21 protein-coding genes are annotated in these 24,949 nt (G+C 50.9%); 9 read left to right on the top strand and 12 right to left on the bottom strand.

The window, feature by feature from the left end; translation table 11 throughout:
* Positions 1-176: 176 nt before the first annotated feature.
* The 7 genes from LSE01S_RS09015 to LSE01S_RS08985 all read right to left on the bottom strand — a co-directional run bounded on the left by LSE01S_RS09015 (position 177) and on the right by LSE01S_RS08985 (position 8,011).
* The gene (locus tag LSE01S_RS09015; RefSeq protein ID WP_061777307.1) at positions 177-1,079 is read right to left on the bottom strand and encodes an RluA family pseudouridine synthase; all 903 of its coding nucleotides are present in this window, start codon (positions 1,077-1,079) and stop codon (positions 177-179) included.
* A 66-nt stretch (positions 1,080-1,145) separates the two neighbouring features.
* The gene (locus LSE01S_RS09010; RefSeq protein WP_061777306.1) at positions 1,146-1,601 is read right to left on the bottom strand and encodes a universal stress protein; all 456 of its coding nucleotides are present in this window, start codon (positions 1,599-1,601) and stop codon (positions 1,146-1,148) included.
* Between the two features lie 564 nt (positions 1,602-2,165).
* Positions 2,166-3,983 (bottom strand): oligopeptide ABC transporter substrate-binding protein, encoded by a 1,818-nt coding sequence (locus LSE01S_RS09005; RefSeq protein WP_061777305.1) that lies wholly within the window; start codon positions 3,981-3,983, stop codon positions 2,166-2,168.
* 121 nt (positions 3,984-4,104) lie between these two features.
* Positions 4,105-5,055 carry an ABC transporter permease gene (locus tag LSE01S_RS09000; protein ID WP_061777304.1) on the bottom strand — a complete coding sequence of 317 codons (951 nt, stop codon included), beginning with the start codon at positions 5,053-5,055 and terminating at the stop codon, positions 4,105-4,107.
* 12 nt (positions 5,056-5,067) lie between these two features.
* Entirely contained in the window at positions 5,068-6,027 is a 960-nt protein-coding gene (locus tag LSE01S_RS08995; RefSeq protein ID WP_061777303.1) for an ABC transporter permease, read from the bottom strand.
* On the bottom strand, positions 6,027-7,001 hold the full coding sequence (locus tag LSE01S_RS08990) for an ABC transporter ATP-binding protein (protein WP_061777302.1): 975 nt from the start codon (positions 6,999-7,001) through the stop codon (positions 6,027-6,029). The genes LSE01S_RS08995 and LSE01S_RS08990 overlap by 1 nt, the downstream gene beginning before the upstream one ends.
* A complete protein-coding gene (locus LSE01S_RS08985) occupies positions 6,998-8,011 on the bottom strand; it encodes an ABC transporter ATP-binding protein (protein WP_061777301.1) in 1,014 nt (337 codons plus the stop codon). Before LSE01S_RS08985 ends, LSE01S_RS08990 begins: the two co-directional genes overlap by 4 nt.
* A 360-nt stretch (positions 8,012-8,371) precedes the next feature.
* Here LSE01S_RS08985 and LSE01S_RS08980 point away from each other — a divergent pair, with 360 nt between their 5' ends.
* The 6 genes from LSE01S_RS08980 (at position 8,372) to LSE01S_RS08955 (ending at position 13,285) form a co-directional block, all read left to right on the top strand.
* Positions 8,372-8,851: an Rrf2 family transcriptional regulator gene (locus tag LSE01S_RS08980; RefSeq protein WP_061777300.1), complete on the top strand. Its 480-nt coding sequence runs from the start codon at positions 8,372-8,374 to the stop codon at positions 8,849-8,851.
* Positions 8,852-9,086: 235 nt separating this feature from the next.
* A complete protein-coding gene (lplA, locus tag LSE01S_RS08975; RefSeq protein ID WP_061777299.1) occupies positions 9,087-10,100 on the top strand; it encodes a lipoate--protein ligase in 1,014 nt (337 codons plus the stop codon).
* A 128-nt stretch (positions 10,101-10,228) separates the two neighbouring features.
* Positions 10,229-10,636: a hypothetical protein gene (locus LSE01S_RS08970; RefSeq protein ID WP_061777298.1), complete on the top strand. Its 408-nt coding sequence runs from the start codon at positions 10,229-10,231 to the stop codon at positions 10,634-10,636.
* A gap of 14 nt (positions 10,637-10,650) precedes the next feature.
* Positions 10,651-11,139: a hypothetical protein gene (locus LSE01S_RS08965; protein WP_061777297.1), complete on the top strand. Its 489-nt coding sequence runs from the start codon at positions 10,651-10,653 to the stop codon at positions 11,137-11,139.
* A gap of 300 nt (positions 11,140-11,439) precedes the next feature.
* Positions 11,440-12,045: a pentapeptide repeat-containing protein gene (locus tag LSE01S_RS08960; RefSeq protein WP_061777296.1), complete on the top strand. Its 606-nt coding sequence runs from the start codon at positions 11,440-11,442 to the stop codon at positions 12,043-12,045.
* A gap of 172 nt (positions 12,046-12,217) precedes the next feature.
* Complete coding sequence (locus LSE01S_RS08955) at positions 12,218-13,285, top strand: YdcF family protein (RefSeq protein ID WP_061777295.1); 1,068 nt, start codon at positions 12,218-12,220, stop codon at positions 13,283-13,285.
* A 451-nt stretch (positions 13,286-13,736) separates the two neighbouring features.
* Here LSE01S_RS08955 and LSE01S_RS08950 read toward each other — a convergent pair whose 3' ends face one another.
* The 3 genes from LSE01S_RS08950 to LSE01S_RS08940 form a co-directional block, all read right to left on the bottom strand.
* Positions 13,737-14,588: a hypothetical protein gene (locus tag LSE01S_RS08950; protein WP_061777294.1), complete on the bottom strand. Its 852-nt coding sequence runs from the start codon at positions 14,586-14,588 to the stop codon at positions 13,737-13,739.
* Between the two features lie 82 nt (positions 14,589-14,670).
* Complete coding sequence (locus LSE01S_RS08945) at positions 14,671-15,090, bottom strand: helix-turn-helix domain-containing protein (protein WP_061777293.1); 420 nt, start codon at positions 15,088-15,090, stop codon at positions 14,671-14,673.
* Positions 15,091-15,166: 76 nt separating this feature from the next.
* On the bottom strand, positions 15,167-16,975 hold the full coding sequence (locus tag LSE01S_RS08940; RefSeq protein ID WP_061777292.1) for a M3 family oligoendopeptidase: 1,809 nt from the start codon (positions 16,973-16,975) through the stop codon (positions 15,167-15,169).
* Positions 16,976-17,095: 120 nt separating this feature from the next.
* On the opposite strand from LSE01S_RS08940, the gene LSE01S_RS08935 reads away from it, so the two are divergent.
* Positions 17,096-18,049, top strand: a complete 954-nt coding sequence (locus LSE01S_RS08935) for an alpha/beta hydrolase (RefSeq protein ID WP_082622380.1) — start codon at positions 17,096-17,098, stop codon at positions 18,047-18,049.
* A 127-nt stretch (positions 18,050-18,176) separates the two neighbouring features.
* A complete protein-coding gene (rny, locus tag LSE01S_RS08930) occupies positions 18,177-19,781 on the top strand; it encodes a ribonuclease Y (protein ID WP_061777291.1) in 1,605 nt (534 codons plus the stop codon).
* Between the two features lie 146 nt (positions 19,782-19,927).
* On the opposite strand, the gene LSE01S_RS08925 is transcribed toward rny, so the two are convergent.
* The gene (locus tag LSE01S_RS08925) at positions 19,928-21,502 is read right to left on the bottom strand and encodes a bifunctional metallophosphatase/5'-nucleotidase (RefSeq protein ID WP_061777290.1); all 1,575 of its coding nucleotides are present in this window, start codon (positions 21,500-21,502) and stop codon (positions 19,928-19,930) included.
* Positions 21,503-21,874: 372 nt separating this feature from the next.
* The gene (locus tag LSE01S_RS08920) at positions 21,875-23,956 is read right to left on the bottom strand and encodes a cation:proton antiporter (RefSeq protein ID WP_235808328.1); all 2,082 of its coding nucleotides are present in this window, start codon (positions 23,954-23,956) and stop codon (positions 21,875-21,877) included.
* Between the two features lie 537 nt (positions 23,957-24,493).
* Between LSE01S_RS08920 and spx the strand changes: the two genes are divergently transcribed.
* The gene (gene spx / locus LSE01S_RS08915) at positions 24,494-24,892 is read left to right on the top strand and encodes a transcriptional regulator Spx (RefSeq protein ID WP_061777288.1); all 399 of its coding nucleotides are present in this window, start codon (positions 24,494-24,496) and stop codon (positions 24,890-24,892) included.
* The last annotated feature ends 57 nt before the right edge of the window (positions 24,893-24,949 follow it).

Genomic DNA, 24,949 nt, shown 5'->3' with positions numbered 1-24,949 from the left:
CGCCTAAATTAATAATTCCCCAGATAAGTAGGATGGCCAACAAGATTACGAGAACGATTAACGCCCATCTCTGCTGCCAACGCATCGAATCCCCCCTAAGCCATACAATCGGGGTTAGTATACCAAGAAAAAATAGTTAACGGTTGCAATCGTCCAGAACGTTCGAAATTTGACGATTAAGTTTCGAATAATTGAAAGTCGCTAAAGTCGGCTGGTATTGGGGCCGTGACCGTGGTGCGTTTGTCATCCAGGGTGAAGGGCTGCGGAAAGGCGAGCTGCCAGCAATGGAGCCGCAGTGCCGTTCGACCGTCAGGACCGTATAAGGGGTCACCAACCAAGGCGTGTCCACTGTGAGCAAGGTGCACGCGTAGCTGATGAGTTCGCCCGGTTTCTAGCCAGAGTCGGACGAGTGTGGCGCCGGGTTGATGGTCAAGTACGGTGTAGTGGGTTATCGCTGGCTGAGCGTGATCACCGTTCACCTGGCGTTTTCGCTTGTCGGTCAGGTCGCGACCAATTGGGCCGGTAAAGGTTCCCGTCCCGTTAAGGTTACCGTGAACCCACGCTAAATAAGTTCGTTGAACCCGTTTTTCGGCAATGTTGCGGACCATGATGGGCACGACCGCCGGGGTCTTCGTCATCATCAAAGCACCGGTGGTTTCCTGGTCTAGGCGGCTAAGAATGTAAGGCCCCGGTTCATCGGGACCTAGGTAGGCGGCCACGTGGTTCAGGGTCGTCCCGCGCTCATCGGGTTGGTTGGGATGGGTCTTACTCCCGCGGGTCTTATTGACGATTAACAGGTCGGCGGTCTCATAGATTACACTGACGGTGGCGGCACTGTCGGGATCGACGGCGGGGAAGGGTTCCTTGAAGTCTTCGGGCACAAACGTCAGCAGGAGGGTGTCGCCTCCAATAACGGTTTGATTCATGGATCGATAATGTCCGTTGACCAGGACCCGCTGGTTAATCCGCAGATCGTGAACCAGGTGGCTGGGGATTAGCCAGTCGGTAAGTAGTTGGCGCAGTGGCCGTGAGATGAAATTTTCCGGGAGAACCCGGGTGTAGGACCAAGTTCGAACCATGACGGTCACCTTTCGTAAAAAAATAGCCTTCCACTGCGAGGCAGTTGGAAAGCCATTTTAAAAGTTTTATTTGATCTCGGTTGGCTTGACGATTAAGACGTCGCAGATAGCGGAACGGCTAACGTAGTTGGTTACGGAACCAATCATCAGACGTTCAACGGCGGTCAAACCGGTTGATCCAATCACGATTAATTCGGTATCGTGGTCAGCTGGGAATTCCCGAGCAATGACGGGCTTAGGGTTACCGAACCGAACGTGAATACTGACGTCGGGAACCCCGGCATCTAAGGCTTGTTGCTTTAAAGCATCCAAACGGTCTTGGACATCTTGGGAAAGCTTGTAAATGACGTCACCACTAACGGCTCCACCATATGTGTCGCTGAATTGGTTAACTTCGAGCACATTTAAAATATCCAAATGAGTTTTATTACGCTTAGCGACTTCGATTGCTTTTTCTAGAACTGGTTGCGTTGCTTTGGAACCATCAACGGGGACCAGAATGTTTTTGTATTGTTGTAACATCTCAAATGCCACCCCTTCACGAAGCAAGTTAAATTCTACCTCTACTATATCATTTATTGCTTTATGTGTAAGTAATTAATTCCGCTAGAAACTCATGAAAGGGCCTGAAAATCCCGCCCGTTTAAGCATTGACCTAACTGGGTGAGTCCGGAATGTTGATGAATAAAGGTTAGCTTTCGTTGAATAAACTGGGACCTGGCAAGGGGTGAACCGTTATTGGGCGAGGTTATCCAGAAAGGCGGTTAGTTTAATTGGGTAAATGGATGGATTGACGGACTAGTAAAAGATTAATTTAAAGTGGTAGGTCACTCTTGAACAAACATTAGATGAAGTGATTATGCTAGGCTCTTGCTGACAGTGACTTAATAATAGCGACTGTTCTGGCATGGTGATCATTGTTGCCAGAGCCGTAGGGGGTCAGGTACAGAGACCTGTGACGATGGTTGCCCCACAGACGGCGTACCTGACCACCGAAGGCGGTCCAACACCAAACTCAAAACCAAATTTACACTACCCAACACAAAAACAGCCGACCATGACTGGTCGGCTGCGGTAAAGCAGACCTTACTTCATGCTGGATGAAGTTAAGGACAGGCTGCTCCAGAAATCAACATTGGAGCTCTTGAGACTGTAACCCTTGACCCGGGTGTTAACTGGTGCCCAGGTATAGCTGAATGCGTCAGGAGCGACGTATGCTTCTTCGTTCATGTAGGCTTGCCATTCCTTGAAAATCTTAGCCCGATAGCTATCGTTCCAAGCCTTGTCACTGTTCATGTCGTTGATCAGTTGCGTGTTCTTGGCAGTCGCAAAGTGGCCCAGGTTTTGGACGGAAGTTTCGGTGTACATCGTTGGCGTTGGTTCGGATGAAACGGACCAGGCCGCGTCGTAGATGTCGATCTTGTTTTGCTTAGGCGCTTCCAAAGTACTGTAGAAGCTGTTCATTTCCATCGTCTTACCCGTAGCAAACTTCACATTCAAGCCGATCTTGTGCCATTGTTGCAGGTAGTCTTGGTAGGTCGCCGCTTGAGCCGAGGTCCCAGTCATGGCACCGAAGTAGATGGTTAATGGCTTGCCATTTGGTTGAACCCGCCACTTGCCCTTCTTCTTGTATCCGGCATCATCCAAAAGCTTGTTTGCCTTCTTGATGTCCAGCGGGAAGCCCTTAGCGGAAGAATCCCAGTAGTTGTCAAAGATTGGCGGAATCAGGGTGTTGGCCCGCCAGGATATGCCGTACGAGAATTTCTTGGTAACGGCATCATTGTTCACGGCGTACATCATGGCCTTCCGGAGACTCTTGTTGGCCATCTTGCTGTGCGGATCGAGGGTGTTCTTGCCGGTCTTGGTGTCGAATTGACCAACGTTGAAGCCAAAGTAGCCGTACCCCAATTCGGGTTGACCCACGATCTTGTAGTTCTTCAAGTTCTTAAGTTGTTTGTAGTCAGTTCCGTGCATAACACCGGCTGGTGAGGTGAAGTCATACTTACCGGATTGGATCGCCTTGTCGATGTTGTTGCTAGAAACGACGGTGATGACAATGTTCTTAATTTGCGGCTTCTTGCCGTAGTAGTAAGGGTTCTTGGACCAGGAAGTAGATTCGCCGGGGACAATCTTGTCCAGCTTGTAAGGACCCGTGAAGAGGGGGTTCTTACGGACTTGTGGCGAGGCCGCCAACTTACCGATTGGGACATTCTTGATGTAGTCGTAAGGTTCAACCGTTTCGGCAATAAAGGAGTTGCCTACAAACTTCATGGCAGGCGTCATCTTGGTGCAGTGAATGACGACGCTACGGCCGGTTTCTCCGTCGGGATAGGCAATCCCGGAGATTGTCTTGGCGGTGCCAGCGTGATAAGCGGCCATTCCCTTGATGTTGTTCATATCGGCCGTGTACGCTTGCGAGGTTGAAGCCTTATTGGCGATGACTTCGTAGGTGTATTCGATATCTTTAGCGGTGATCGGTGAGCCGTTGGACCACTTGGCACCCTTGCGCAAGGTGATCGTGACGGTGTTGTTCTTACGATCGAGGCGTTGGTTAGCTAACCCACCATCGATAATCTTGTTATTCTTATCGGAGATGAATAGAGCGTTGATACTGCCAGGAGCCGCGGCACCGGGTGCGAACACGTCATTATCTTCGTTGTTACTCATCAGGTTTGGATCGCCAATTCCCGCGAAGGGTGCGTCCGCCGGTTCGGCCACGTGCAGTGTGCCGTTGCGAGTGGCGGCTTTGTCGGTCGCCTTGGTGTTGGTATAGTGGTCCGGTAGCTTCAATGAAGCCCCTTTTTCGCCGCTGCTGTTAGAGCTGGAACTCTTGCTCGAACAGCCGGCCAGGCCAATGACGGCAAGCACCGCAACGGCCGATAAGACTAATTTCTTCTTATTCATACAAATTTCCCCCTTGAAAAATGTCCTCATAGTTTCCCAGCAAGCATCCCTTCATCCCCGCCAGGGTACGTGCAGTGTGTGATTGTTAAAGTAGGCACCATCTCCTCAAATGACAATTAAATTAGTTGGTCATCCCTTGCCGTTGCGAGGCATCGGCCGCGCGCCGGAGGACTTGACCAATATAGCTAATGGATAAACACAGAACGATAATTTCCAATGCCGCGGGTAACCAGGTCCACCAGTATTGCGTGATGTTGTTGGGGTCGTTGGCATTGGCGATTAAGGTCCCCAGTGAGGGGGTTTGACTCGGTAGGCCAAATCCCAGGAAGGATAGCCCCGTTTCGACCCCAATGTTTTCGGCGAAGGACAGGGTGGTATCGACGATGATCAGTGAGGAGATGTTAGGCATGATCTGGTTGAAAATAATCTTCCATTGATTGGTTCCCGACGTAATCGAGGCAGCCACGTAGTCCTTATCGGCTTCGGCCAGTGTCCGCGACCGAATCAGCCGGGACGTGCCTTCCCAATAAAATAGGGAGAAGATCAGTGTCAACGTAATGGCGTTATAGTGCGGGATAATGGTGACCAGCACAATAATAATCATGAGCATGGGTAACATCATCATGAAGTCGTAGACCCGTTGCATCCCCCAGTCCACGTAACCATTGAAGTACCCGGAAATGAGCCCCCAAGCAATCCCGAAGGTGGAGGAGATGGCGGTTAGGCCCAACGCAATCCCAATGGAATTACGTGACCCCACAATAAGTTGTTGGGCGATGGAACGGCCGGCTGAGTCAGCCCCCAACCAGTCTTGCGCCGAGAAGGGTGGGTTGAAGTAGTTCATGATATTGGTCTCCATCATCTTGGGTGTATCGATGAAGAGGGCCGCCACCATGACAAACAGGATGAATCCCACAATGATGATGAGCGCGGCCATGGCGGGTCGGTCGGCCTTGAATTCGTTCCAGATGATCCGAGCAGTTGATGGTGTCGCTTCCGATTGGGCCTCTTGGTTCAGCCGGGTTAAATCAGCGGCAGAAATACTGGATTGTTGATCGATTTTATTTGGCATGCGGTTCACCCCCTACTGAATCCGAATTCGTGGATCAACCAAACTGAGAATAATATCCGACAATAGCGTTCCTAATAGATTTAGGATGCCGTAGATTAAGACCAGGGCCGTAATTACCGTGTAATCCCGGTAGCTAATGGAATTGATGAACAACAACCCCATCCCTGGATAGGAGAAGACCGTTTCGGTAAAGATTGACCCATTCAGCAGACCAGTAATCGAATAGCCGGCGAAGGCCGCGATTGGCAACAGCGAGTTACGGAAGATATGGTGACGGTAGATATCCTTGGTCGGGCCCCCTTTTGCACGCGCGGTGCGAACGTAATCGGAATGCTTGGCATCGATGACTTCTGACCGCAGGTATTGCACGATGTTGACGGTACTGAATAGGGCCCCCAGGATTCCTGGAAGGAGAATGTGATAGAAACGTGACCCGATGGTGTTGAGCCAGCCACTGGCGGTAATCGAGATGGACCCGGTGGTTGGGAACCAGCCAAGCACGTAACCGAAAATCCAAATGCCAACAACCAGGATGACAAAGAACGGAATGCAGTAGGTAACGTAGGTGTAAAAACGAATGATGGTATCGGGCAATTTACCTTCATGCCGCCCGGCGAAGACGCCCATTGGTAGGGCAATCGCGTAGGTCAGTAGCATGGTGAAGAGGGCCAGCCAGAGGGTGTTGGTTGCCCGGCCGGCAATCAGCCGCGTCACAGGTTCTTGGTATTGGTAGCTGTTCCCTAGATTTCCGTGAAATAGATGGACCACCCAATTCCAATACTGTGAGTACCACGGGCCATCGAGGCCATTTATCTTCATCAGGTGGGCAATCTGGGCGGGATCCGCCTTGGGATTAATCGATCCAGTAAATGGGTCGCCGGGCATCGCCTTGGCTAACAGGAAGACCAGGATACTTAGGATGATGACTTCGGGAATCATGATGAGGATCCGGCGTAAAATTGTTTTCCACATTAGGCCTGCACCTCCTGTTCAGCGTGCGCCAACGACTGGGCGAAGTCGGCGGGCAAAGCCACGAAATGGGTGGGACTGACCGCCACGAGTGGGAAGGGTGCGCCGTCGGCATCGTAGTAGCGAGCCTGCTGGTCTTGGTAGGCCTGTTCCACCGCTTGCCGGGTGGCCCGGTGAGCGGCCCGTTGGTTGACGTTTGTTTCGGGAATTGCGGCCAGTAACCGCTTGGTATAGATGTGCAGGGGATGATGATAGATATCGTCCCGGGTTCCCAATTCCACCAGTCGGCCCTTGTGCATGATGGCAATGTTGTTGCACATGTGGCGCACGACGCCTAGGTCATGGGAAATGAATAGGTAGGAGATACCAAACTCTTGTTGAATTCGTTTCATGAAGTTTAGGACCTGGGCTTGGACGGATAAATCCAAGGCGGACACTGGTTCATCGGCGATGATCAGCTTGGGATTGGTAGCCACCGCGCGGGCGACCCCAATTCGTTGGCGTTGGCCGCCGGAAAATTGGTGCGGATATTTATACAGCGCGTCGGCATCCAACCCCACGATGTCAAGCAGCTGTAAGACTCGTAGCTTTTCGTCATCCTTACTCAGGTGTTCAAAATTCCTCAAGGGTTCGGCGATGATGTCTTCGATGCGTTTCCGGGGATTCAGGCTCGACAGGGAGTCTTGGAAGATCATTTGGACATCTCGATTGTAGTGGAGCCGCCGGCGGTTAGCTGGCTGCGTGATGTCCTGCCCCTGATAAATGATTTGCCCACTGGTGACCTTCTCTAAGCCCACCACGGACTTGCCGGTGGTGGACTTACCAGAACCGGATTCGCCAACCAGGCCGTAGGTTTCACCGGCTTCGATATTGAAGCTGATGCCATCGACGGCCTTAACCGAATCGGTGACGCGGTTCCAGAAGCCGCTGCGAATAGGGTAATGAACCTTGAGATTGTGGATTTCAATCAGACTCATACACGGTCACTTCCCTTCTCATCCGGAAAGGTAAAGTTGCGGTAGCAGGTGCAGCGGACCTTATGGCCGGGTGCGACCTCATGCATGGTCGGCGTTGCTTCGTGTTCACTGGCCGGCACCCACGGGATCCGTGGGGCAAAACGGTCGCCGGTCGTTGGGAGCCGTCGTAGTGACGGCACGTTACCCTGGATAACATAGAGGTCGTCGGATTCGTTGTTGAGTTGTGGCATCGACCGCAGTAGGGAGCGGGTGTAGGGATGCTTCGGCGTGTTGAAGATTTGTTCCGCCGACCCCAATTCCACGATTTGTCCGGCATACATCACGGCCACGCGGTCGGCCGTCTCGGCCACCACGCCCAGGTCATGGGTAATCAGGATAATTCCGGCATGGTTTTCGGTCTGAATGGACCGCAACACATCAAGAATTTGGGCTTGAATCGTCACATCCAGGGCCGTCGTTGGTTCATCGGCAATGATGAGGTCCGGCTTGCAGGCAATGGCAATCGCAATGATGACCCGTTGGCGCATCCCTCCCGAAAGCTCGTGTGGGTACTGCCGTGCGGTTCGCGGTGGATTCACGATGCCCACCTGATCGAGTAATTCCATGACTCGGTCATGCTTGGCGGCGGTTGATAACGTCGTATGGTAGTCCAAGACCTCTTGGATCTGGTCCTCCACGCGCTTGAGTGGGTTCAACGCCGATAACGGGTCTTGAAAGATCATGCCGATCTTGGCTCCCCGAAACTGGTTATAACCGTTCTCGTCAAGCTGCAGAAGGTTGGTCCCTTCGAGGTCAACCTCACCAGTAATTCGCGTCTCGTCCGGATCGTGGAGACCCATGATTGTCGTGGCTAAGGTACTCTTGCCACAACCGGATTCGCCCACCAGCGCGAGAATTTCATCGTGGTGGACCGTTAAATTAATGTGTGAAATGGCATCGTAGTACTGGCCGTTAATCTTGAAAGCCGTGCTGACGTCCTTAATGGTTAAAAAACTGTCCTCGGTTGCCACGCTAATCCCCCCCTAGGCCAGATACCGTCTGACTGCTGACCATTCCCCCTGGTCGTCAATGGCCCCCGTAGTCGTTGGGGGTCACCATCAGTCACGAACGATACGGCTGGCCCATCTAAACTTTGACAGGGCAATCATCTCAGACTTAGTTCTAGAGGGATTAAAATTGAGCCCAAAAATGGCGTGTTGGGTTGCTTGCTTGCCTAACAATTGGTTAAACCATTGAATCAACTGCTGGGTTTACTCGTTAAAATAACGGGTGGTAGCGACCGGCCAGCGCCGCAGGCTATTATTAAATATCCAGAATGTGGTATGATACGGTTAATAACTTCAGAATGATTAAAAGGTGATGGCTGAACAATGCGCTTAGACTTTTCCGTTGCGGTTCATAGCTTGCTCTACCTGGACGAGAACCGTCCGCGGAAGATCGCTAGCCGTGAATTAGCAGCATCATTACAATTGAATGCGGTGATGATCCGTAATATCTTGTCGGTCTTACATAAGCAGGGCTATATTGAAGGGTCCGTGGGTAAAAACGGGGGCTATCAATTAGTCCGGGAATTGGCAGATATTAACGTTGGTGAACTGTATGATCTGACGATCCCACCAACCATTAGCTATGCCCGGTTCATTACGGGGGATTCTAAGGGGACCAAGGCCAGCTCACAGACCGATATCTCGGCGAACATTTCTCAAACGCTGACGGATCTCTTTACCCTGGCCGATGAGGATTATCGTAAGTTTTACCATCAATTCACGATGACCGATCTAAAGCAGGATCTGCAACATCACGGTTACTTCCGTCAGTTGACGAACCCGGCAAACACTGAGAATTCGTAAGCAGATTTCTGCCATTTAAAGGGACAACCGGCTATAATGATAATTGTAGAAGGGATGGTAGCTACGGCCGCCATTAAGCAATACTAAAGACCATCAGACATGACCTCTGATGGTCTTTTTGATTGGCTTGAGTGCTAAATTGTAATCGATTTCAAAGCATGCTATGATTTTAGTCAATGGGAGCCTGCTGGTTACAGGTTGCCTGGTTGGTTAATTTGAAAGGGGATTTTTGGTTATGTATTGGTATGCCATGGAATCACATGATATTCGGCGGAATCTCGCGACCGAACAATATTTGATGAACAATAAGACTTTCGATGAACCCTTGGTTCTGTTTTACTATGAAGGTCCTTGCATTATCGTTGGGCGTAATCAAAATACGCTGGAAGAAATTAATCAAAAGTATGTCGAAGAAAACGGCATCACGGTGACCCGGCGGCTTTCCGGTGGTGGCGCGGTCTATCAAGACTTAGGCAACTTGTGCTTTAGCTTCGTGGTCGATAGCGACAGTGAGGCCTTCGGGGACTTCAAGTCCTTTGTTCAACCCGTTGTGGATGCGCTGCATGACATGGGGGCCAAAACCGCCGAAGTTTCCGGTCGAAATGATATCTTAGTTGATGGCAAGAAGTTCTCTGGGAATGCGATGTACTCGCATGGTGGGAAGACCTTCTCTCACGGGACCTTGATGCTGGACGTGGATCAAGACGTAATTGCTCATGCCCTGAACGTGCCCGAAGACAAAATGAAGTCCAAGGGAATCAAGTCCGTGCGATCACGGGTTACCAACCTGAAGCCATACTTAGCACCGGAATATCAAAACTTAACGGTACCGGAATTCCGGGACACGTTGTTGAAGGAACTCTTTCACGTCGATAGCTTGGCTGCCATTGCTGACAAAAAGGTCAGCATCGATGACGATGACCAAGCGGCTATTGACAAGATTTACACCGATTACTACAGCAACTGGGACTGGGTTTATGGCAACTCACCCGAGTTCACGGTCAAGAAGCGGCAACACTTTACTGCCGGGACCATCGATGCCCGTCTGTTAGTCGAAACCGGGAAGATTAAGAACATCAAGTTCTTCGGCGATTTCTTTGGCCCGGGAGATGCAACGGAATTGGCCGACAAGCTGGCCGGCGTTCGGTATGACAAGGAAAGTGTTGGGGCCGTCTTGAATAGTGTGGACACACAACAATACTTCAATGGCATTGCGACTGCTGATGTTTTGGCGCTGCTGGTCGATTAGATTCCCGTTAGTTTTTGTGGATTAGCTGATTTTACCGGTGGAATACGTTAGAATAGAAGAAATTGACTAAAACGTGGTCGGTTGGACCACGTTTTTTATTTATGAAATTATTGAGGGGTTTATTTTAAATGAGAGATCGTAACGTGATTGCTTGGGCCGTGGTTTCCTTGGTCGGCTTTTTAGTCATTAACTTTTTAATGACGCAGTCCTTTGTCCAAGGAAGTGCCGCTCAATCGGGTGAATTGATGAAGTCCAGCCTGATTGCCATTGGCTTGTACGCTGTGACAATCGTGTTGGCCGCCTTAGACTGGAAGCCCTCATTTTACTTAATGGGGTTGGTCATCGCCCTGTACACGTTGGGCCTAATTGGGGTTCTCGTGAATATGTGGAACAGTCATACGAATATTGAAATCCGGTTGTTGATGTCGGCCTTGAGCCTAGCGCTCATGGCCGGTAACGGCTATTGGTTGGTACTGGCCCTGCGGTTGCGGAAACGTGAACGGGACAAGCGGGACCGCCAGCGATTTAGTAAATAAGCGAGGTGCCAGTAATGAAACGAGAAATTCAAACATTTATAGACGCAGTGGCCAACGATGACCTACAACATTTCAGCGCCAAGACGACGGAAAAGGCCTTCTATGCCGACGCCGATCAGGCTATGGCGCCCTTAGCTAAATTTATTCGCAAACAGATTGCAGCGGATCAATTGGCTCAGGCAGAGTTAACGCTGAGTGACGCAGAAGTCTCCGTGCGCTTAGAGACTAGCGTGATTAATTTACCGTTGAAGGATAGTAAGATTATCGGTAAAATCATGGAAACGGATGCTGAAGCGGACGTGAACGTCTATGCCGTGATTGAAACGGCAGATATCAATGTCTCTGGCCTGCGGATCGATGCATTAGCACCGGCTGATACCTACGTCGATCAGGCTAAGACTGCCGATGACAGTCTCCACGATTGGCTCGGGCTCCAGATTGAAAAGCTTCAGGCGGCAGCCACCAACAAGGAGGCCACCGATGTTAAAAAGTCTGATGACTAAATTGGACTTGCGGCAGGGAGTCCTCTGTGGTATGATTTCCTGTATGCGATGAGTCGAGAAATCACGCATTCTTTGCTTGCAAAGGGTGTCCGCGCAAGCGGCTAGGTGAATTTGTCAGCAGGGCACATATGTCACCGTATTGTGACGTGCTTGATTTTGAGGGAATGTGGATTCCGAGATAAATCCATTCGTTTCGACGAATGCTGTGGTAAAAACGTCTAATCAGTCTTAGACTGGTTGGGCGTTTTTTTTATTATAAAAAATTGGTAAACACGCAATTAAAAAATATGGAGGCCAATTATGGAAGACTATCCAGTTGTGGCGGACCAAACGCTGAGTTTTGACGACATTGAAGCGGAACACGGGTATCATAACTGCCATTTCACCCCGGCGAATGAAACGATACGGCTGATGGATGTGACCCTAGATCACTGCGAGTTTGACCAGACAAACTTTAATCAGGGGGAGTTCGTCCGGGTCACCTTGACTCACTGCCAGTTGGTCAACACGAGTTGGTTAACGAGCCGGTGGTATGACTGTGAATTGCGGAATTTACAGTTATCCGGAGCAGATTTCACGGGCAGCTTTTGGCAACGGACGACCATTGCTACTTCCAAGCTGGCTTATGCGAACTTCAGTGAGTCACAGCTCAATGGCGTTAGTTTGCAGGATTGTGACTTGCTGGAGAGTGCCTTTCAGGCTGTTCGTAGCAAGGGTGGCGTTGACTTTGCGGGCTCCCGTTTGACCGGTGCCAGTTTTATTGAAACTCGACTGAAGGGGTTCGACTGGCATGCGGCGGACTTTGAGGCGGTCAGTCTGAGTGCCGATCTGGCCAAGGGGTTAACGATTAACCAATTCCAGGCGGCCCAGTTGATTGGACTGCTGGGTATTAAAATTTCAGAGTAAGCGGGTAGCCGGTGGATACATGACGGCTAATCCAAAGTTAGTGTATCCCGTTAAGTAGAGTCATGTAGGCAGTGTAAAAGTCACTGTTTTTTTTATGGCCCGAGGTCATCAAGCCACGGTAGTTATGCTATTCTAAAAGTATCGACTTGGTTTAATTAAGGGGGGAAGGTCTTTGCAAGCGGGTGGATTTGGCATTGAACCCATCGTCTTTTGGGGATGGTTGATCCCGTTAGGCTTTGGGCTCATCTTTTTGATCAGTTATTGCATTGAAAAGCGGCGGTTAGGCAATGGTATTTGGTTCTCGCTATTCTTCTATTCCTTTCTGACCATGGCCGCCATCACCATCTTGGCGACCAATAATCGCTGGCTGATTGTGATTAGCTTGGTAATATTCGGCTTATTCTTAATGGTGATTGGGGTCGTGTTCACACTGCAAGCGTTTCTGCTCTTATGGAACGCTTGGATTGTCTGGAAACGGGAGAGCCATACGATTGCTAACATGCTGACGCTGTTTCTAGGTATCGCGATTCTGATCGCGCCATTCGTGGTGCGACTGACATCGTTATACCTACCGGTTCCGGTGGCGACGGCGATTAATCTCTTCCCATCGATGGTGATCTTCTACGTGCTCTTCTGGTTTTACAACTATCTGACGATGTTGTTCATCTATCAATTTAATCATCCACGCTATAAGCAAGATTATTTAGTCGTGCTCGGGGCGGGACTGTTAAATGGGGATGAGGTTTCGCCGCTGTTAGGCCAGCGAATTGACCGCGCCATGCGATTCTATGATAAGCAACTAACCAAAACGGGTCACGCACCGGTCATTATTTTCTCGGGCGGCCAGGGCGGCGACGAAACGGTTCCGGAAGGTGTGGCTATGCGACAGTACGCCCTGGATCGTGGTTTACCCGCCGACCAGGCGATTGCGGAGAAGCGGTCGAAAACGACCTTCGAAAACATGGTCTTCTCGCAACAGATCATCACGGCGCGTGGTGATGTACAGCCGCGGATTACCTTCGTGACGAATGGCTATCACACCTTCCGAGCGGGGATGATTGCCAGAAGGGCGGGTGTGAAGGCTGATGGCATCGGTGCCCGCACGGCCAAATTTTTTCTGCCCAACGCGATCCTGCGCGAATACATCGCCATCTTCGTGGGCAACAAGCGGTGGCACCTAGTGGCTATCGTGGGGATGTTATTATTAACGCTGTTGCTGGTTTGGGCGGAATATCATTAAAATAATGTCAAAAAAAAGCTGCGTCACCATTTTAAAATGGCGGCGCAGCTTTTATGTATCGTTACATGTAAGTTAATAGATAAATATAAATACTAGTTGAGCGTCAAACTGACTATTGCTGACCGGTTGATCATGACCATCGATACTGGCAGCCGAGTAGTGACAATCAACTACAAGGCCATCAAAAAGCAGTTACCGTTGCCAGCTTGGAGCCGTAGGCGGACCTAACTAATAACCCAAAGCTCAATACCTAATCGTCTCGATGGGCCTGATGGCTAGCGTAGGCGGCATAAGCTAGTGCCACGATGAGGGCTAACCCAATGCCGTAAAATAAGATACTTCCCAAATCAATCATGGTGATTCCTCCCTGAGTTAATTAACCTTTCACATCATAACAAAAGGCGGCAACGGGTGTAAACGATCTCGGTTAGGTTTGGTAAAAACGCTAATTTTAGCGGACCAGGTAAACGTGGTCGTGAACCAGGTCAATTGGGGTAAAGTGCCGGTTTAACTGGTGCACGGTTGGATTGTCAAGCAGGTCGGCATGCTGCCAAAAGTCAGCTGAATCGGTGGCCCCGTCCTTTTCGCCAATCACGACTAAGTCCACGTCGGCCGCAGAAGCGCGAATAGCCTGAAGTAGCTCCCAATCCACGGGAACGCCATCCGGTGACCAGGACATGACCACGACGCCAACGTCGCTTTGATATTTCTCAAACGCCTCTAAGGCGGTCAAAGATTCGATTGGTGTTAAGGTGTGGCGCCCGGTTTCATTTTCAGCCGTCCAGCTCCGACTGTCAGTTGCGTAGACGGTCTTGCCAGCATCCCGTAGGCCCTTCGAAATATAACCGTTACCGGCCATGACCTCTAGAACCGACCGGTCACCGACAAATTCTGCCAGATCGTTGACGAATGGCTCCGAGGTGTAAGCCCACATGCCATAATGATTCTCAAGATAGTCCCTGAAAGATCGTAGATCATGGTCCAATTGTGGTAGGAGATCGGTCAGGTGATTCCAGAGTTGGTCACCGGTGGGGTCGCCAGCGGGATAGGTCGCGTTGATGTGCTGGAAGATGACGTCTTGGATGTCGTCCGGTAGTTGTAGTAGTGGCAACTGTTGAGGTAACTTACCGGTGTTTAGGATGCGGTCCGCCAGGATGATGTTACTGAGAAGACCTTTGATGGCGGGATACTCGCCGAAGTCTTGATAGTAGGCTTTAATACGACTGAGGTAGTCGCGTTGGGCAAGTGGCGTCGGTTGGTGGCGGATCTGTTTTTTCAAACGTCGTAGTTTTTTGGGATTCATCGTCGTCGGTCCTTTCGAGCGGTTAGGCAAAATAAAACGGTCGGCTGGTTAGCAGTTACGCTGACCAGCCGACCGTCAAGGGTTAATGGTCGTCCAAATGGAGATCCAGTTCTTCTTGCTGGTTCGGTTCCTGATCGGTGAAGCGATTTTCCTTACCATGTAGGTAGCCATCGATCAATTGGTAAATTTCGTAACGGTCCCGGCCACTGAGGAGTTCCCGATTAAAGCTCAGTTGTTTGCCGGACAGGAAGAGGCGACCGAGATCGTATTCATCACGTTCGGCCTTTCCGGTGAGGTAGTCCATGGTGACGTCAAAATATTCCGCGAGCTTACGAACTTCGAGGAAGGATGGCGTCCGGATGCCCCGTTCCCAGTTTCCAATTTGTGACGCTGTGTTGGGATGGTCATCCTCGCCAAGCGCCTTTTTGTTCAGCGCCGTGGCTAGTTGTTCCAATGTAATATGTTGGCCGCGTCGTAAGGCCCGTAGTCGTTCTGAAAACATACACTCACCCGTTTCTTCCGTTGATTTGTCTACCAATAGTATACCACTCTGCGTTACTTTTATCTGAAAGTAGGGACTATTTCACTAGTGAATCAGTCAGTCGCATGAATTCCCTAATATCCTGCTTAATGAGCTTGACTCCAGCCAACCAGAAGTCTGGTTGGGTCAGGTCGACCCCGAGATGCTTAGCGGCCAGATCCTCGGTCGACATGTTGGCCGTATCCCTGAGCAGCGCGATGTACGCGTCTTCGAAGTTTTTGGTTTGTTGGGCCTTGGCATAGATCCCCAGGCTGAATAAGTAGCCGAAGACGTATGGGAAATTATAGAAGGCGGGTTCGTCGATGTAAAAATGTAACTTGCTGGCCCACAAGTGGGGTGAGTAGGTTGATAGGTCGTGGCCGAACGCTTCTTTCTGCGCATTCAACATGAGCTCATTCAATTCGGCTGGGGTGACTAGTTTTTGTTGGCGCAGTTGGTAAAACCGGGTTTCAAAGAGGTATCGGGCGCGAATATTTAAGAACATCGCGAGGGGATTATCCATCTTGGCGTTCAACAAGGTAATCTTTTCGGCATCGGTTGTGGCGGCCTGTAGGTTGGCATCCGCCACGATCAGTTCGCCAAAGGTTGAGGCCGTTTCGGCGACGTTCATGGCGTAGTCTTGCCGCAGGATAGGCAGGTCGTGCATGACACTGGAGTGAAAGGCGTGGCCCAACTCGTGGGCGATGGTGGCAACGTCGTTTGGTGAACCGGTGAAGGTCATGAAGATGCGGGATTCGTTGGTCTCCGGCGCGCTTTCCATCCAGCCACCGGGTGCCTTACCCGGCCGATCCTCCGCTTCAATCCAGTGGTGCTCGAAGGCGTGTTTGGCCAACGCCGCCATCTTTGGTGAGAATTCACCATAGTGTTGGATGATGAAGTCCGCAGCCTCGTCAAAGGTAAATTGGTGGGGTGTGCTACCGGGTAAATTCAGTGGAGCCTCGACGTCTTCCCAACCGGCGTGTTTTTTACCTAAGAGGGCTGCCTTACGGTCCAGGTAGTCGAGTAGCATGGCCTTATTGTCGTCAACTACCCGCCAGATCGTCTTTAGGGTTGCGGCAGATAACCGGTTTTCCTTGAGAGGTTCCTTTAAGAAATCGGTCGTGCCGTGGGCGGCGTATTCGGTTAGTCGAAAGCCTGCCAGATGGTTGAGGGTATCGGCAAAGAGTTGTTCCTTGTCCGTCCAGGCCTTTTCCCAAGCTGGTAGTAGGGCTGATCGGTAATTGGGATCCGCGTTACCCAGGAGATTGTTGTCGGCCTGTCCGGCCGAAAGAGTGATGGGCCGACCATCGGAGTCGTGGAACGGGACCTGAACCGTGGCCACTAGGGAATCGTAGTGGCTACTCCAGGCAGCCTTGCCGTCCAGGTTTAACCGATTGATGAGGGCTTCGGTCTTATCGTCCAATAGTGTTTTACCCGCGTCGCGCATCTCTTGTAGGTTAAAGGCAATCGGGGCGAGTTGGGGATGGGCGAGCATTTCTGCAAAATTGGTATCTGGCACCTGAACCAGGACCTTCTTGAGCTTACCCACCACGTTATCCGCCTGGGTGGCTAGATCGCGGAAGTGAGCCTCGACTGGGGCTACGTCGGCATTGTGGCTGTCGGCCGAACCCACACCGGTAATGAAAAGGTTTGCCTGACCAAGACCGGCCTCGACCGCCTGTAGCTGATCGATTAACTTGATAAATTGCTGATATTCGGGGGCGTCGCTAGCCGCGTCCCAGCGGTCAAGCAGATCGCCCAGGGTGGCGGTGGCGGTCTGAATCGACGCTAATTTAGTCTTCAACTGATCGGAATTAATCCCACCAGCGAAGAGCGAATCGAGATCCCAGTTTAATGAGTATTTCATGGATGAGCCCTCCTAGCCGTTAGTTGGCTTTATTATAGCAAACTTCATATCGATTGCGCTGGCGGCGAGATCTTCGTATACTTACCGTTGTGAGTTTCACGATTAAGGGAGGATAACATCTTGAGTAAGCGAATGAAACGGTGGTTAATCGCCATTGTCATGCTGGCCATCCTGGTTGCTGCGGGACTATTCGGCGCCAGTCAGTACTTTTATAATATGACGGTTGCCAGCGGTAAGAAGAGTTTTGTCGGGCCAGTCACCAAGTTAAAGAAGACGGACCCCCTCTATCAACAGAAAAAGTGGTACCAAACGGTGCCCAAGCAACACTGGACGGAGCAGGCTGCCGGCACTGATTTAAAATTGGTGGCCGACTACATTCCCGCCACGAAGCCAACCAAACGGACGGTGGTCCTGGTCCACGGCTTCGGCTCGGACAAGGAAGCCATGGGTGGCTACGTGGCCATGTTCCATCGGCTTGGCTACAACACATTAATTCCCGACACCCGGGGTCAAGGGGCCAGTCAGGGGAAGGTCATCAGCTACGGCTACTACGAGAGTAAGGATTATTTGAAGTGGGTCAACCAGGTCATTGCTAAGCAGGGTCAACAGGCCCAGGTTGTCTTATTTGGGGTGTCCATGGGGGGCGCCACAACCATGATGACGAGTGGTCTGCAGACGCCACCACAGCTTAAGGCCTACATTGAGGATTGTGGCTATACTAATGCTGAGGCCGAGATTACCTATCAGGCTAAGCAAATGTATAATCTGCCATATTGGCCATTGGTGCCATTGACCAGCTCTGTGGCGAAGGCCAGAGCCGGCTTTCACTTTAAGGATGCCAATGCTGTAGCGGCGGTGAAGAAGAACCATAAGCCGATGCTTTTCATTCATGGAGGCGCGGACACCTTCGTGCCAACCCGCATGGTTCACCAAGTCTATGCGGCCGATGCCGGGCCTAAACAACTGTTGATCGTACCGGGAGCCAAGCATGCGGCGGCCTTGTCACACGATCCCCAGTTGTATACCCGCACGGTTGAGGGCTTTTTGGCTAAATACCTGCCAGCCGGTCACTAGGTCGGCCGGTTGGTAAATCACGACGAGGTTTAGTTGGGTTGTGGGGGGAAATAGCGTATAATTAGCTAGAAGAGTGACCAACCCACCCGATGATTTGTCGGGATTGAAGACTAAGGAGTACAGCATATTGTTAAGCATAGGACTAATTATCGGAGCCTTGCTGATTGGGCTGGTCCTCGGCTACCTGGTGCGTCGGCATCAGCACCGTCAAGAACTGTTGGCGGTACAGGAACAGGCGCGTGAGATTATCGCCCAGGCAACCGCAGAGACCAAGCAACGTGTGCAGAAAATACACGCCGATAGTCGTCAAGAGACTTTGGCCTATCAGCAATCAGTCAAGGATGAATTGACCGAACAGAAAACAGATATTACGGCGCGTGAACAGCGTCGGCTACAACGTGAAAAATTGATGGATCAGATGGCCATTCGCTTGGATGATCAGACCGAAATGTTGGATGAACACAGTCAAGCCAACCGTGACCAACGTCAGGCCGTGCACTTACTGCAAGACCAGGCTGAAGAACTCAGTGAGCAGCGAGAGACCACCCTGGCCGATCAGGCGGGGATGACCGCGCAAAGTGCCCAAGAACAGGTGATTCATCGGGCAAATTTGGCCCTTAAACGCGATCGCGACATCGAGGTTAAGGCATTGAATGATAACGCCGAGGCCAATGCCGAACGCTGGGCCAAGGACGTGGTCCTTTCTGCCACGGAAAGTGGTCCACAGGACTTGCCGAAAGAACATTTAGAACACAGTGTGACCGTGCCTAACGGCGAAATCCGCAGTAAGATTATCGGGCGTGAGGGCCAACACATCCGTTTGCTGGAGACGTTGACCGGGACGGACTTAATTTTTGTGCCGGATGACAACTCGACGTTATTCATCAGTACGCATGATCCGATTCGACGAGAGATTGCCCGGGTTGCCCTGACGAATCTCGTGGCGAGTCGCCGCATTTCGGCCAATCAGATTGAGACCCAAGTGGAGAATGCGTTGCGGGACGTGAACCACAGTCTCTGGGAGACCGGTGAACAAACCGTCAGCCTCTTACATGTGGGCTGGATGCATCCCGACCTGATGAAGTTAATCGGTCGGCTCAAGTATCGGACCAGTTATGGTCAAAACGTCCTGTTGCATTCCATCGAAGTGGCTCAATTGACTGGTGCCATGGCGGCGCGGCTCGGGTACAATACCCGCTTGGCTCGCCGGGCCGGGTTACTGCATGACCTAGGGAAGGCCATCGACCATGAAGTCGAAGGGACCCACGTGGAAATCGGAACCGAGTTTGCCCAAAAGTATGGTGAAGATCCGGTTGTGATTAACGCGATCGCTGCCCACCATGGGGATGTCGAGAAGACCACCCCACTGTCCGACCTGGTAGCCGCCGCCGATGCAATTTCTGGAGCCCGTCCGGGTGCCCGGAGTGAATCGGTTGAAGACTACATCAGTCGGCTCCGTGCGTTGGAACAAATTGCGAACGAACAGACTGGAGTGGCAGAAAGCTATGCCATTCAAGCCGGTCGTGAACTCCGGATTGTGGTTAAGCCACGGGAGTTGGATGACCAAGCCGCCGCCAAGTTAACTCAAGAAGTGGCCCAACAGATCGAGGATAAGCTAACGTATCCTGGGAAGATCAAGGTGACCACCATCCGGCAGCTAACCGCGGTGGAGTACGTTGGCGACGAAAGGAAGAAACACAAAAAGAAAAAGAAGAAAGCGGCCAATGCTTAATCGGCCCATTAAAAAAATCCTCTGGGAAGTTAATTCCTAGAGGATTTTTTGTTAGGTATTGAATTTTTAATCGATGGTGTGACGGCGCGCCGTTGGTTCGCTAATCATCATTAATTGTCGAAACGGGCTCCGCCGGGCTGTGCACGCTATCTTTTTTCATTAATGACCCGAAAGTTATGGTTTGCCACCGCCTGAATAACCGGGTGTTCTTGCAGGTAGTCCGCAATGATTTCACTCATCGCCCCTTGACCTTCCGCAATAATCTTGTCGGCACTGAACATGGAGAAATGGCCGCCGCCAACCGCCCGGTATTGGTTCAAGACGATTTTCAATGGCTGGTCCGCTGTGACCGGTTGACCGTGATACGTGAGGCCTTCGACACGCTGTCCAAAGGGTTGAGCGATGTTTAGCTGGTAATCGACCCCTTCATACATGTCGTAATTATATTGGCGCCGCTTCGGGTGAACAAAGGCCGGATTGACCGCAATTTCACCGTCAATCACCTTGAAGTAGCGGGCACTAACCTCAATGGCGGCCTTCAGATCTGCGCCAGTAATTTCCAGGAGTGAGAGGCCGTTCGGATAAACGTAATTGGTCATGATGTTACGCATGGTGATGGGGTTTTCGAAGCCGCGGGCCTCATCGCTGAAGAGGGCGGTTGCGGAAATGTCGGCCCCCATGGTGGCCATCTGAACCTGTTGAATAAATTCTATGTAGGGTGTTTCTTCCATGCGGGCCTTGAACGGATCACTAAAGGTCATGTCGCCTTCGATCCGGCCTAAAGGTTGGTCCAACCAGTGGCTAACGGCTCGATTCAGGTCAGCGGCGGCGTCCAACACCTTGGCGTCAAGGGGCGCGTGCTTAGTTGGCACGACTTCGGTTTCGTGATGGGTGACCGTCATATGGCCAGTCGCATCGCGGTCGAGATCCAGGACAATCTTGCCGATCGCTTGACCTCGAAAACCAGGTTGCGTGGTTGGCGTGTCAAAGACGTCCGTCGCTAATTGACGATGTTGATGGCCGGTGACTAGGGCGTCGATGCCCGGAATAGCCTCCAACATGTGGTAGGCTTCGTTTTCGCCCACGTGAATGTCATTGGGCTTACCGGTCGTGAGGTCGCGCTCAAAGCCACCGTGGTAACAGACGACGACGACGTCGGCTTGTTCTCTGATAATCGGCACGTACTTTTGGGCGGCGGTGAAGGCCGATTCGAATTGGAGGCCATCGATATTGGTGGCCTTTTCCCATTTATAAACGGCTTGGGTGGTGAGTCCTAATACGCCGATTTTGATGCCGTCTTTTTCAATAATTTTGTAAGGTTCGCCGTATTCAGGCTGGCCGGTGTGGTCCAGGATGTTTGCACATAGGATGGGCCGTTTGGCCTCGCGAATGGCGGCCTGTAAGTAATTCTGGCCATAATTAAATTCATGATTACCCAGAATGCCACAGTCATAATCAATCTGATTGTAAATGGACATTAAGGCCTGGGGATTACGGTCGGGTTGCACCCGCGCCACGTAGTAGGCCAGGGGTGATCCCTCCAGGAAATCCCCGTTTTCCACGGTTAAGACGGTGCCGTCGACCTTAGCTGCGGCTTGTTCTCGCGCTAGGACGGTGGCAGCCCGTGCAAGGCCGAAGCCTTGGTGGCTACCTTTCTTGACGTAGTTCGTCGGGAAAACGTAACCGTGAGTATCACTGGTAGATAAGATTGTTAACTTCATTTGGTGTCACCCTCCAATTACGACGTCTGGCACTTTCCCGGCGTCAAGACGTTCAGATCAAAGCTGTTAAAGAAATTATAAGCTAGTTTGTCATGGCTGTAAATTTATGACGGCAAAAAATACCACGGATCGACGACTTTTTTACATAATCTGCGCTGGAGCATAAAAAAAACGGCGACCAGACCTTGATAGTCTGCATCGTCGCGGAAGATAAAACGTATAGTACGTTTGGAGTGGGGGACCTTGAATAGCGGTTCCCTTATTTTTACTTTGGAGGAGTAAAATTGGTAACTTATTCGTTTATTCATTCGTAAGTTATGGCTCTAACTATATCAGGAAATTGTGAAGAAAATGTGACGGTGACCCCAAATTTTAGTCGGCGTCGGCAAATTCTTGCATGTACAGCATCTGATCGGTCGAGACCTGTTGGTAAAGTTCTTCGGCCATGGCGGCAGAAACGCGCTGGGCACTTCGTTGCTCACGGATATAGGTGTACTCGTACTGGAAGGCTTGAATAAACATTTCGTTTTGGGCCTCGCTGGTGGCGTCGCTGGCATTGAATCGGCGGTGCCGCGCGTTGTAGTAATTCCGCACCGCGTTAACTTCGGCCTGGTTCTCCACGCTGGCCGTTTCCGTTAAAAAGGTCATGACGTTCTCGTAGACCGTGCTCTCGATCTTTAAATAGTCCGCCCGTCGTTCCTGATCGACCGCCCGGTTGTGTTGCCGTTTGCGGGGCAATCGGCGTTGTTCGAGTGCCAACCGTCGTTGTTGTGCGGCCCGTTGCTCAGGAGAAGCGTCGTGAGTGGCCAGCCACTCCTGTTGCTTGCGGATACGGGCTTGACGTCGAAACCGGCGACTAAAGCCGTGACGAACTCGGTGGCTAACGAAACGAAACCAGAGGGTGAGGTTAACGAATGGATTGTGGCTACTTAATTGCGACTTGAAGACCAAGATACGAATGTAACGAGCCGCAAAGGCCTGGGTGATGACGCCATCATCGGCCATTTGTTGGACCGTCTGGGTCTCAATTTTAGTGGCATGGTTGAGTAAGCCTTGGACCTTGTGACGGTCAGGCCGTTCATTGGTGGCCTGACTATTAAGAATCTCAATAACTGTCTGGGTCGCGGCCGCCGAGTCCGGATTTTCCTGGGCCAGCCGACTAGTAGCGTAATCCACGAGGGCTTTTCGTTCGCGTACCACGTCGTCGGGATCAACGGGGAGTTGCTTACTAGGCAGAATGAATGGCAACACGATAGTGGGTACCAGTAAGCTCAGGATGATAACGACTGCCGCGATAAAGATCATGGTATTGCGGAAAGGGAAACTGGCACCATGGTAGGTCAAGGGGAGTGAGAAGGCCATGGCCAAGGTGATCGTTCCGTGAACCCCCGACAAGGCGCCAATGAGGGCGTGTTGCCGCCGGTCGGACTTGTCCGAATGGATCAGTGCCCAGTTCAGACGAATCCACAAGTATCGTAAAGCTAGCATGACCAAGTAGAGTAAAACGGCCAAAGTGATAAAGGTTGTGAGTGACTTGGTATGATCCTGTTGAATATTTACCCATACCGTTGGCAGGGAGACCCCGAGGAGGACAAAAACGAACCCATTGAGGATGTTGGTCAAGATTGTCCAAGTTGATCGGGACACCAGCTGGAGTTGCGTACTTGATAGCCGCAATTGGTTGGTTGACACACTGTAAACTAAACCGGCGGCAACAACGGCTAAAATTCCGGAGAGTCCGGCGTGTTCGGCCGCGAGATAGATGAGGAAGGGCACCAGGACGTCGTAAGGCACGATGACACTAGCGGAATCCTTTCCCGATTGAACCAGGTAGACACGGGCCCAAACGGCTATTGCACCCAGTACGAGGCCGATGAGTAGGCCACCAAAGAACACGATCAAAAAGTGTTTGATACCGGAGCTGAGGGAAAACTCACCGGTGGTAAAGGCGGTGAGAGCTAGGCTGAAGGCGACCAAGCCGGAAGCGTCATTGAACAGCGACTCCCGTTCCAGCATGCCCATGACACGTTCGGGGACCGCGATGTTGGTGGTGATGGATGAAACGGCCACGGCATCCGTTGGGGTGACGATGGCTGCCAGTGCAAAGGCCAGTGCTAACGGTAATCCGGCGAGAACTGTCTGACTGACATAACCCATTAAAACCACGGTGAGGATGGCCAAGGCGACCGCCATCGAGAGAATCGACCCGAAGTTTTTCCGGATGTCGCGAGGGTTGGCGTTTTGTCCATCGTAAAACATGAGTGGGGCAATGATAACGAGCATGAAAATTTCAGGCTCCAGGACAAAGTGATGATACAGTGGAGCCAACGAAAGAATCGCTCCGGCTGCTATTTGATAAAACGCCTGCGGTATGGCGGGAAAATACGGGTAGATCGTATTAGCGACGATGGTCGCCAGCACCAAAAGCAGGACGGCGTAAAAGATTTCCAACACAGACCCCTCCAAATCATAATTGCTGGCCCTAATTTTACGCTACCCATCACTAAAAAGGAAAATGATTTTTGGGATTAACGACTTTTAGTGATTTTAACCATTTTAGTTGGTTTGAGAGGCCAAATTTGCGTAAGTGAAAGCGTTTACTATGGATAAAAATACGTGTTAAGTGAATATACATGCAAATTGGCTAAAAAGACACGCGCGGTTTGCCGAAATGATAAATTCTTTAATTTATCGACGGATAATTTCGTGAATTTAAAACTTTGTGGTAAGGCTTTCAGGTGATATTTGGGCGGTTGACGTCGGTTATCACAAGTGAAATTCTTTTTACAAAGATGGTTGAATTTCCCAACTAACTCCACAAAAAAAGCGGGGTCCTCTTTAGAAAGTTTCCAAAAAGGGTTGATTATTCATCCAATTGTGATAACATATAAGTTGGTTCTACTAGATAGTTCAGTGAAATGTTTCGGGGGGGCCAAAGGTAGTCGATTGTTTTCTATCGTTACTCAATCCAACGATAAGGAAGTGCTGATTATGATTAATTTGTACATTGCTCCAAGTAGCGCATCCAGTCGGAAAGCACGTGCCTGGCTGAAGGGACATGACATTGCATTCAAGGAACGCAATATCAAGTCCAAGCCGTTAAATGCCGCAGAAGTTAAGCAAATCCTGCGGTTAACGGAAAATGGTAGTGAAGATATCATCTCCACGCGGTCAAATATCTTTAAACAACTACACGTTGATTTAGATAGTTTATCGGTTAGCCAATTAGTGGATTTAGTTGTGAAGTATCCTGACCTAATCAAGCGCCCAATCATCTTTGATGACAAGCGTTTGGAAGTCGGCTATAACGAAGAAGAAATTCGCCGGTTCTTACCCCGTGAGGTACGGACAGCCGAATTACATCACTTAGAATCTCAATTAAGTTCTTAAGTCGAATCGATCAGTTCTCGGGGGAGTGCTGGTCGGTTTTTTATTGAAAAATTTAGG

The sequence above is a fragment of the Levilactobacillus senmaizukei DSM 21775 = NBRC 103853 genome (genome assembly GCF_001592085.1).
Lineage (GTDB): Bacteria > Bacillota > Bacilli > Lactobacillales > Lactobacillaceae > Levilactobacillus > Levilactobacillus senmaizukei.
This window is presented reverse-complemented; position numbering and strand designations above follow the sequence as displayed.